We start from the raw sequence: 1,026 nt of genomic DNA, 5'->3' as shown, positions 1-1,026 counted from the left end.
GAGCGGGAGGAGTGGCGGCCGATCCTGCGGTTCTCCAGCCTGCGCGACCCCGTCGAGATCGCCCGCTTCGTCGAGATGCATGTGGTCGATCCGCAGTCGCGGAACTGGCTGCGCGGCCTGCGCGCGGCCGAGCGCTACCGCCGCAACCATCCCCCGACCTGCGCGTCCCCCTCGACGGCGTCGACGTCGACCACCGCAGCGTGAAGTTCCCGCTGGGCGGCTGGATTTCCGAACAACGCAGGGAACACGCGGCGGGGCGGTTGAACACCAAGCAGGTCCAGAAATTGAACGAGTTGGGGATGGTGTGGTCCCTGCTCGATCATGCCTGGGAGGACGGGTTGGCCATAGCGCGTGAATACTCGCGCGAACACCCCACCCTCGCCGCCCCCGGCGACGCCGTGATCGAGGGTTTTCCGATCGGCAAGTGGCTGGAGACCAAGCGAACCCAGGACCGCAAGAGCGGCCTCGACACCGAACGGATCGAGGCCCTCGACGCGCTCGTCGAAGGCGAACCGTGGAACCCACCCCACTGGCCCGTGTCCTGGCAACGACGCCTGACCTATGTCGGCGAGTCCCTGAGGACGCGCGGCACCGGGGCCCGGCTGGACGACGTCGCCCTGGACGTCGTCCACCGCGGCGAGGCCATCGGGCGGTGGGTCGCCCGGCAACGGGCCGGCTGGGACACGTTGGGCCAGGAGCAGCGCGAGCGTCTGGTCGAGTTGGGGCTGCCCCCGCCCGGGGCGGCGGCCGACACCTTGGCGCCGCTGGCGGCCGAGGCGTCCGAGCCGGACGGGCCCAGGCCCAAACGGACGCGGGAGCAGGCGTTCGAGATCGCACTCAGCGCGGCGGCCGCCTATCGGAAGCGGGTCGGGCACCTCGAAGTCCCCCGCGGATACGTCGAGATCGTGACGGCGTTCGACAGGTGGCGCGAGGACGTACGCCTAGGAAGTGTCTTCAAAGTGGGCGTCTGAGCCAGAGCAGGATGGACACGATGGTGATCGCGGCGGTGAACGAGGAGGTGGTCTT

The 1,026-nt window shown here is 69.8% G+C and carries 2 protein-coding genes; both read left to right on the top strand.

Annotated elements, in window-relative coordinates; translation table 11 throughout:
- A partial coding sequence (locus GT354_RS53435) for a hypothetical protein (protein WP_237534360.1) occupies window positions 1-204 on the top strand: 204 nt, incomplete at its 5' end.
- Window positions 201-971, top strand: coding sequence for a helicase associated domain-containing protein (locus tag GT354_RS04225; protein WP_346011841.1), 771 nt, complete (start codon window positions 201-203; stop codon window positions 969-971). The genes GT354_RS53435 and GT354_RS04225, both read left to right, overlap by 4 nt.
- Window positions 972-1,026 lie beyond the last annotated feature (55 nt).

Origin of the sequence: Streptomyces sp. SID3343, assembly GCF_009865215.1 — a bacterium.
In the GTDB taxonomy this organism is placed as follows: domain Bacteria; phylum Actinomycetota; class Actinomycetes; order Streptomycetales; family Streptomycetaceae; genus Embleya.
Note: the sequence above shows the minus strand (reverse complement) of the source record. Positions and strands in the feature narration are given on the sequence as shown.